This window comes from Mesorhizobium sp. P3_A9, from assembly GCF_056402975.1.
In genome coordinates, this window is sequence record NZ_JBFUGJ010000272.1 from 1 (window position 1) to 8231 (window position 8231).

Below are 8231 nucleotides of genomic sequence, written 5' to 3' on the forward strand. Positions count from 1 at the left end.
GTGCGGCAGGCTTCGTCAACGTGCCCCGCATCAAGGGCTCCCACAATGCGGTGCTGTCGGGCATGCTGGCGGCCGAGCATGTCAGCGAAGCAATTGCCGCCGGTCGCGCCAATGACGAGCTTACGTCCTACGAGGAAGCCTGGCGCGCGACCGACATCGGCAAGGATTTGAAGAAGGTGCGCAACGTCAAGCCGCTGTGGTCGCGTTTCGGCACCATCATCGGCGTCAGCCTCGGCGGCCTCGACATGTGGCTGAACACGCTGTTCGGCGTCTCGCCCTTCGGCACGCTGAAGCACGGCAAGGCCGACTATGCCACGCTCGAGCCCGCCGCCCGGCACAAGAAGATCGCCTATCCCAAGCCCGACGGCGTGCTGACCTTCGATCGCCTGTCCTCGGTGTTCCTGTCTAACACCAATCACGAAGAGAACGAGCCGGTCCATCTGCTGGTCGGCGATATGGACCTGCAGAAGCGATCCGAGCACGATGTCTTTGCCGGGCCCTCGACCCGCTATTGCCCGGCGGGCGTCTATGAATGGGTCGACAAGGACGGCAACGCCGCCGCCGATCCGGCGGCCAAGGATGTCCGCTTCGTCATCAACGCGCAGAACTGCGTCCACTGCAAGACCTGCGATATCAAGGACCCGAACCAGAACATCAACTGGGTGCCGCCGCAGGGCGGCGAAGGTCCAGTCTACCAGGGTATGTGACCTCGCACGGCCCGGGCGGTTTGGGCCTTGGCGGCAAAACCGTTGAAACGGCCACCGGTCTATGGTTCCCTCTCCAGGGATAGGGGAGAAGGCCGATGCGCCGGATCGTTATGACATGCTTCGTCGCTCTTGGAGCGCTGTGTGCGCCAGAAGCCTTGGCCGGCACCAGGGCGGTGGTCCAGACGCGGACCTACGACGTTACGGGAAGCTCGGGCGCCGCCCTCGTCGAGGCGATGGACAGCAAAGGCCCCAGGCACGGCTTCATGACGCATGCCATCGCCACAACTGCCTATACTGTCGACTGGGACCTCGACGCCGGTCAGGGCAACGGCTTCTGCCGGATGCGGCGGGCCAACGGCACGCTCAACCTGTTCTACACCTTCCCTCGCGTTGGCTCGCCCATGACGCCGGCGCTGAACAGGCGCTGGAACAGGTTTTTCGCCGGTGTTCGCGCCCATGAGGAAACACATGGGCGCATCGCCAGGGAGATGATGCGCGCCACGGAACGGTCGATAGCCGGCCTGCGGGTGGCCAACGACCCGTCTTGCTACAAGACGCGCGGCGAGGCGCGGCTTCGCATCAAGGCTGTCTATGCTGAATACGAGGCCAAACAAATCGCCTTTGATCGGCGCGAGCACAGCAATGGCGGCCATGTCGAACATCTGATCGCTGCCTTGGTCGGAAAACCATGAACGAGCAATCCATCGCAGCGCTTCGCAGCGTTGCGGGTGCTCCGTTCGATTGACGGTCAGCCGCGTGGCTTGGCTGGCAAATCGCTCGCCGCGAGCGCTGTGGCGTGCCCATTGTCAGGCTGCTTGTCGTCAGGCCTTAGCGTGAACTCGACCAGCACCGGCAGATGGTCGGAGCCGGTATCCTCCAGCCGGGTCGAAGACAGAATGGTCAACCCGCCCTTGCTGAAGACCTGGTCGATCGGCAGGCCTGCATAGCGGCGCAGGACGTCGGGCAGTGTCCGGTGGATCCAGGTCGGGCCGGCCGAAGGCATCAGTGTCAGCCCGCCGAGAGCCGCGACCCGCCGCACCGCCGCGCTCCACGGCACGGCGTTGCAATCGCCTGCCATGATCGCGGTCGGGCCAAGCCCGGCCAGCGTCTGCGCCAGTTCGCCGATCTGCCAGTATTGCTCCTTCGGCCACGGCCAGCTCAAATGGACCGCGGCAACATCGACGCTGATCCCGCCGAAGTCGACGGTGGCGGTCGCCATCGCGCCGCGCGGCTCGCAGCGTGGTGCGGTGTCGGCGGCAAACGGCCGCCGCGACAGCAGCGCCACCCCGAACATGCCGTTCGGGTAGGGGCACAGGATACGGTAGGGATAGGCGCTGGTGATGGTGCCAAGCTCGGTCGTCCACATCTCCGACACCTCGTCGAGGGTGATTACGTCCGGGTTGGTGCGGCCGATCAGCGAGAGCACTTTCTTCGGTGTCGGGTTGTTGARGCGCAGGTTCATCTGCAGCAGGCTGTAGACAGCCTGATCGGCGGGCTTGGCGACCGCAGGCTGCGGCCAAAGCCTCGGCAGGGCGCTTGCCGTCGTGGCCAGGCAGGCGATGGCAAAGACCAGCCCCGCTGCCGCTTGCAGCCGAAACGAACTGGCGAGCAGCGGCAGAGCCAGAAGCGCCATAAGCACACTGAAGTGAATGCGGAAATGCGAGAAGGAATCGAACGCCGGATGCAGCGTGCCGAAGAACCCGGCCAACAGCGCTGCCGACAGTGCCGTCATCGCCAGGAATGCCAACCCAGCCGTCATTTTCAAGCGCGCGCCTGTTATCATTGAGGTCGTGTCTGCTAGATGCCGCCTGCGTTCGATCTGCTTACCGGTCAAATTGCGGCCTGAGCAAGACGACGAATTGCCTCGCTGTGGCATCGCGGACGCCTACTGGAACGCCGTCTCCGAAAAACTYCGGAGCTTGCGCGARTGCAAYCGKTCCATCGGCATTTCSGAAAGCTTYTCCATCGCYYTGATGCCGATGGTCAGGTGYTGCGCCACCTGCCGCTTGTAGAAYTCRGTCGCCATGCCMGGCAGTTTCARYTCGCCATGCARSGGCTTGTCGGARACGCACAGCAGCGTGCCGTAGGGCACGCGGAAGCGGAAGCCATTGGCGGCGATCGTCGCCGATTCCATATCGAGCGCGATGGCGCGCGACTGCGACAGGCGCTGCACCGGTCCGCGCTGGTCGCGCAGTTCCCAGTTGCGGTTGTCGATGGTGGCGACCGTGCCCGTGCGCATGATGCGCTTCAGGTCATAACCCGACAGGCCGGTGACTTCGGCAACCGCCTCCTGCAACGCCACTTGGATCTCGGCCAGCGGCGGGATCGGCACCCAGACCGGAAGGTCGTCGTCGAGCACATGATCCTCGCGCACATAGGCATGCGCCAGCACATAGTCGCCGAGCGCCTGGGTGTTGCGCAGCCCGGCGCAATGGCCAAGCATCACCCAGGCATGCGGCCGCAGCACGGCGATATGATCGGTGATCGTCTTGGCGTTCGAGGGGCCTACACCGATGTTGACCATGGTGATGCCGCCATGGTTCGGCTTTTTCAGGTGATAGGCCGGCATCTGCGGCAGGCGCGGCGGCGCGACGCCTTCGCTCGGCGCGGCCTGTCCGGCCTTGGTGATGACATTGCCCGGTTCGACGAATTCGGCATAGCCGTGGCCGCCTTCCGCCATCTGCGCCCGGGCGCGGGCCACGAACTCGTCGATGTAGAACTGGTAATTGGTGAACAGCACGAAGTTCTGGAAGTGCTGCGGTGTGGTCGCGGTGTAGTGCGACAGGCGGTGCAGGGAATAGTCGATGCGCTGCGCGGTGAACGGCGCCAGCGGTCTTGGTTCGCCGAATGGCACTTCAAAGGTGCCGTTGGCGATCTGGTCATCGGTGCCGTCGAGGTCGGGCACATCGAACAAGTCGCGGATCGGTCGTTTGATGCGTTCGGCCGCCGCGCCGTCGACATGGGTGCCCTCGAGGAAGGCGAAATGCAGCGGAATGGGCGTGGTCGATTCCGACACCGTGACCGCGACCCCGTGATTGCGCATGATCAGCCGCAACTGCTCGACCAGATAGCTTTCGAACAGAGCTGGCTGGGTGATCGTGGTCGAAAAATGCCCCGGCGTCGGCATGTGGCCATAGGCCTGACGTGAGTCGATCTGGGTGAACGAATTGGTTGTGACGCCGATCTCGGGATAGAAGGCGCGGTAGCGTTTGCCGTTGTCGCCACCCGCCGCGGCAAGCGCCGCAAAGGAGTCGCGCAGGAATTTGGTGTTGCGGTCGTAGAGAACCTGCAGTGCGGCGACTGCTTTCTCGGCTTTGTCAAAACTTTGCCGGCCAAAAGGCTCGGGCATGACGACAGATTCGATGGCTTGGGGGTAGATTCGCTTTTCCATGGCTCAATATAGAGACTTGGACGGGCGGTTGGGAGGGGTGTCGCTGTCGAAGGCGCCCAAAGCGCCATTTTTCTTTATCCCCGCTGCAGGCTGACCAGCAGGACGAAACCCACGCCGGACTGCCTCAGGGCCGGCGCCTCGATCGTCGAGCCGGCATCGGCGCGCATCATCGGCACCGCCAGAACCGGAGCGGCCAGAAGCATCAGGACAAGCACCGCCCGCGGCAGAAGCCGGAGGGTCTTGAGGGTGTTGGCGGCGATGCGRTCCATGGCTTTTGCTTTTCTCTTTGGATCTGTGTCTTTGTCGCTTCAGCGGCGAAAGTGGTTCACGCAATCGAATTGGCAGGAACTGGCTTTGTCCCAGGCGCGGGCAGGACGGCCCGCTTCGGCCACGAGGATGGCGAAGAACATTCCAAACAGGCTCATCAGCAGGCAGACGATGGTGAAGCGGCGAGCAAGCATTGGGTCGTGTCTCCTTCAACACGGGAGAGAATGCCCCAACGCCTCTGAACCGGCTCTGATGCCGGCGTTCATCTGCGGTTCAAATTGATTGACGGGATCTGACCGGGTCGTCGCTGGCCTGCGCAGCGAGCGGCAGCAGGGCAATACTCGACGTGCTGCTGAAACGAAAACGGGGCCCGCCAGGCCCCGTCATCATGTCGCAAGAATATGGTCGATCAGAGCTTGTGCCAGGTCTGGCTCTTGCAGATCAGTCCGCCGAGCACGCATCCGCTCATCTTCAGCGAGGTGCCCGACAATGTCGCCTTGCCCGAATAGGTCTTGTCGTTCGCTGGATCGGTGATGCTGCCGGCATATTTGTTGTCGCCGGCCGCTTTCAGCGAGCCGATGGTCTTGCCGGCATATTTTCCTGATTTGAGCGTGATGGAAAACGAGCCGCTGCCTGAAATGGCGGCGGTGTCGCCGGCTTGCGTCTTCCAGTTGCCTTCGATCGGATCGGCCCACGCCGCACCCGCCATGATCAATGTGGCTGCAAGAGCCAGGCTCACTTTTCGAAACATGTCTTGCTCCCTTTGGATAGCCGGCCGAATTCTCCGCCTCGCCGGTCTGCCGCTTACGCAAACGTAAGCTAATCCAGCTCCCGACAAAACAAAAGCGGTGCCGCAAGGGAAGAGTTTGGGATTTTGAAAGCGCCTGAATCCGGCCTGTCGCAGAGGAAATGAAAACGACCGGCGCGTGGTGTTTGTTTCCCGTGGTTAGCGGAGTGTTGATTCCGCCTGCGAAAATTTTCGTCAAATTTGGCGCAAATCGGCTGAATTGCTGACTTCGTATCCTTAACGAATTTGCGCGTTTACCTCTTGTTTTAGCTTTGTTTTCTTCAAATTAAGCACGCCATTTAACGACGGATTCAAGCCTGATCGGCATTCTCGAAAGCATCGAAAGAGCGGCCCGGACAAGACAAACGGAGGCAGCTCTCGGGAGCCAGACAGGGGACTAAAATGGCACGTTTTGAAATGCTTGAAGCAGGTTTCGGCGCCATGGGGGCAACTGCCCAGGCCGACATTCTTTTCGAACTGGGCATGATGTATGCGACCGGCCGCGACTGCGAAACCGATGTCGTTGCCGCCCACAAATGGTTCAACATCGCCGCCATCAAGGGCTCGGCCCGCGCCGCGGAACTGCGCTCGGAACTGTCGGCCGCCATGTCGAAGGTCGAGATCGCCAAGGCGCTGCGCGAAGCCCGCGAATGGATGACCATGCACTGAGTTCCGTCAGACGGGGACGCTCCGGCCAAGACCGCTCGAAGACGGTCGGGCCAAAACAGGGATAAGGCTGCGCAGACAGCCAGGCCACGGGCCATCAACAACAAGAACGCGGCAGGCCGACAGGTCCAGGCCGTGCGACGAACCATGATCCCGAAAATCGGGAAAGATCATGGTCAGTAGGAAGACAGGGAAGGCGACGTTGGGTTTCGTGGCGCGGGGGCGCTGGGGAAACAGCCCGACAGGCAAAAAAGCCACGACCAGCCGGAACAAGGCTGGCGTGGCTTTTTTGCGTGGATGAGACCTCGCAGGCCCAATCGAGCGGTGCCGATGCGCCTAGACAGGCCCAATGAAGGATGAAATTGTCCCGCCTCTCTAAGAAGAAGCGCGGCCGGGGCGGCCGCGCGTGAGTGGAGGAGTTCTATTGTCATGAAAAAAATGAGTATTTTGAGCGCGGCCATTTTCGGCCTGATGATGAGTGYGCCGGTCGCATTCGCCGACGACATCACCGTTTCGGTGGTCGGCCCGATGACCGGACAGCTCGCCACCATCGGCGATCAGTTCAAGCAGGGCGCACAGGCCGCCGCCGATGCCATCAACGCCGCGGGCGGCGTCAACGGCTCGATGATCAAGCTCGACATCGAGGACGACCAGTGTGATCCGAAGCAGGCTGTTTCGGTGGCCAACCGCATTGTCGCCAACGGCACCAAGTTCATCGACGGTCATGCCTGCTCGGGCTCGAGCATTCCGGCCTCGGCCGTCTATGCCGAATCCGGCGCGCTGATGATGAGCCCGGCTTCCTCGAACCCGGTCCTGACCGACGCGGCCGCCAAGGCCGGCTGGCCGACCATCATGCGTCTCTATACGCGTGATGACGCACAGGGCGCCTTCATCGGCCCGTGGATCGCCAAGAAGTATGCCGGCAAGAACGTCGTCGTCCTGCACGACAAGAGCGCCTACGGTCAGGGCGTGGCTGACGCCGTCAGGGCGACCATGAACGCCGGCGGCCTCAAGGAAGTCTACTATGACGCCATCAACCCCGGCGAGAAGGACTATTCGGCGCTCGTCACCAAGCTCAAGGATCTCAAGGCCGACGTCGTCTATTTCGGCGGCTACCACCCTGAAGCCGGCCTGATCCTGCGTCAGTCGGCGGAACAGAACCTCAAGTTCCAGCTGATCATGCCGGACTCCATCGCCTCACCGGAATTCTGGCAGGTTGCCGGCCCGGCTGGCGAAGGCACCATGTTCGTGTTCCCGTCGGACCCCCAGGCAAAGCCGGAAGCCAAGGCAGCTGTCGAGAAGATCAAGGCCGGCGGCTTCGTGCCSGARGGCTTCACSCTGTTCTCCTAYGCGGTGGTCCAGGCTTTCGCYGARGGCATCAAGCGCGCCGGCAGCGATGATCCGGCCAAGGTTGCCGAAGCGCTGAAAAACGGCACGCCGATCAGCACCGTTGTCGGCGATGTCACCTTCGACGAGAAGGGCGACCTCAAGAACGCCAGCTACGACATCAACCAGTGGCATGACGGCAAATACGCGCCGATCGCGCAGTAATCGCTCTGGCGGTTAAATATCTAAAGAAATGGCCGGGTTCGTCCCGGCCATTTTTCTTTGAAAACATTGAATTTTTGCGACTTTTTAGCCAAGAATATGGCGGTTATCATAACCGCGTGTTGACGGTATTTTCCACACTGACAACAAAAGCCCGCCGAAGCGGGACCCTTAGCAGCCTCGGAACCTTCCCCAGTCCGACAGGTTTGAGTCTGGTGACGGCGGAGCATTTGTTTGTCCCTCAGGCGGATGTCGGGCCTCGTACCCAAATTCGCCGTCACACCTACCGCCGGGACTTCCGCCAGCCCGCTTGCCTCGCCTCAGACTCGCTGCAGAACCAGCGTTCGCCGAACTCTGGCCGGATGATCGTCTCGCGGTAGAATTTCTGGCCTGGCACGTGGTAGATGCGCTCGCCGGTATCTTGACCATTCGACGCGATGCGTCGGCAAGTTAATGGGATCAAGGTCAGGGACGTCGGCCATCCGCGCTAAGAGTGCGCGTGCTTCGCGCTTTTTGCCGCTCTGGAATAGGACGCTGGCCGTTCGGATATTGGCCTTCATAACGCGCACCAGCTCTTCGAACGAAGCAACCGTGGCGGTGGCGGCGTTCATCCCTTCCGCAGCGCCTTCGAGTTCGCTGGCCATCATAAGCGCGTGCTCGGCAATGTCGGCCTTTTTCATAGATTTGTGCGCCGTGGCGAGCATTTCGCGTGCGGACGCACGGCTATGCGGTCGCGCCGCGGCGCGTTCAAAATCAGTCATTTGGGTTTTCCTGAAAGAAAAGGCCGCCTCGAATGGGCGGCTGAGTTTCGGCACAACTATACAGGAATTACCCTGTCATTTTGTATTTATTGTCTGGCATAAGC

Annotated in this window: 10 protein-coding genes and 1 pseudogene; 5 read left to right on the forward strand and 6 right to left on the reverse strand. The window is 61.6% G+C overall.

Features of this window, described 5'->3' with window-relative positions; all coding sequences use genetic code 11:
- A partial coding sequence (locus tag AC1DX0_RS26660; RefSeq protein ID WP_477357417.1) for an electron transfer flavoprotein-ubiquinone oxidoreductase occupies positions 1-707 on the forward strand: 707 nt, incomplete at its 5' end.
- 95 nt (positions 708-802) lie between these two features.
- Positions 803-1399 carry a DUF922 domain-containing Zn-dependent protease gene (locus tag AC1DX0_RS26665; protein WP_477219498.1) on the forward strand — a complete coding sequence of 199 codons (597 nt, stop codon included), beginning with the start codon at positions 803-805 and terminating at the stop codon, positions 1397-1399.
- A gap of 56 nt (positions 1400-1455) precedes the next feature.
- On the opposite strand, the gene AC1DX0_RS26670 is transcribed toward AC1DX0_RS26665, so the two are convergent.
- The 5 genes from AC1DX0_RS26670 to AC1DX0_RS26690 form a co-directional block, all read right to left on the reverse strand.
- Positions 1456-2466: an endonuclease/exonuclease/phosphatase family protein gene (locus tag AC1DX0_RS26670; RefSeq protein ID WP_477357419.1), complete on the reverse strand. Its 1011-nt coding sequence runs from the start codon at positions 2464-2466 to the stop codon at positions 1456-1458.
- Between the two features lie 126 nt (positions 2467-2592).
- Positions 2593-4056 carry an AMP nucleosidase gene (locus tag AC1DX0_RS26675; protein ID WP_477357421.1) on the reverse strand — a complete coding sequence of 488 codons (1464 nt, stop codon included), beginning with the start codon at positions 4054-4056 and terminating at the stop codon, positions 2593-2595.
- 116 nt (positions 4057-4172) lie between these two features.
- Entirely contained in the window at positions 4173-4367 is a 195-nt protein-coding gene (locus AC1DX0_RS26680; protein ID WP_477219495.1) for a hypothetical protein, read from the reverse strand.
- 39 nt (positions 4368-4406) lie between these two features.
- Entirely contained in the window at positions 4407-4559 is a 153-nt protein-coding gene (locus AC1DX0_RS26685; protein ID WP_202596399.1) for a hypothetical protein, read from the reverse strand.
- Positions 4560-4774: 215 nt separating this feature from the next.
- Positions 4775-5116: a DUF2147 domain-containing protein gene (locus AC1DX0_RS26690; RefSeq protein WP_475451663.1), complete on the reverse strand. Its 342-nt coding sequence runs from the start codon at positions 5114-5116 to the stop codon at positions 4775-4777.
- A gap of 438 nt (positions 5117-5554) precedes the next feature.
- Here AC1DX0_RS26690 and AC1DX0_RS26695 point away from each other — a divergent pair, with 438 nt between their 5' ends.
- Both AC1DX0_RS26695 and AC1DX0_RS26700 read left to right on the forward strand, forming a co-directional pair.
- On the forward strand, positions 5555-5821 hold the full coding sequence (locus tag AC1DX0_RS26695; RefSeq protein ID WP_010915070.1) for an SEL1-like repeat protein: 267 nt from the start codon (positions 5555-5557) through the stop codon (positions 5819-5821).
- Between the two features lie 426 nt (positions 5822-6247).
- Entirely contained in the window at positions 6248-7369 is a 1122-nt protein-coding gene (locus tag AC1DX0_RS26700; RefSeq protein WP_477357423.1) for an ABC transporter substrate-binding protein, read from the forward strand.
- 280 nt (positions 7370-7649) lie between these two features.
- Here AC1DX0_RS26700 and AC1DX0_RS26705 read toward each other — a convergent pair.
- Positions 7650-7787: pseudogene (locus tag AC1DX0_RS26705) on the reverse strand (sunset domain-containing protein); the annotation flags it as partial.
- Positions 7788-7957: 170 nt separating this feature from the next.
- On the opposite strand from AC1DX0_RS26705, the gene AC1DX0_RS26710 reads away from it, so the two are divergent.
- A partial coding sequence (locus AC1DX0_RS26710) for a hypothetical protein (protein ID WP_477357425.1) occupies positions 7958-8231 on the forward strand: 274 nt, incomplete at its 3' end.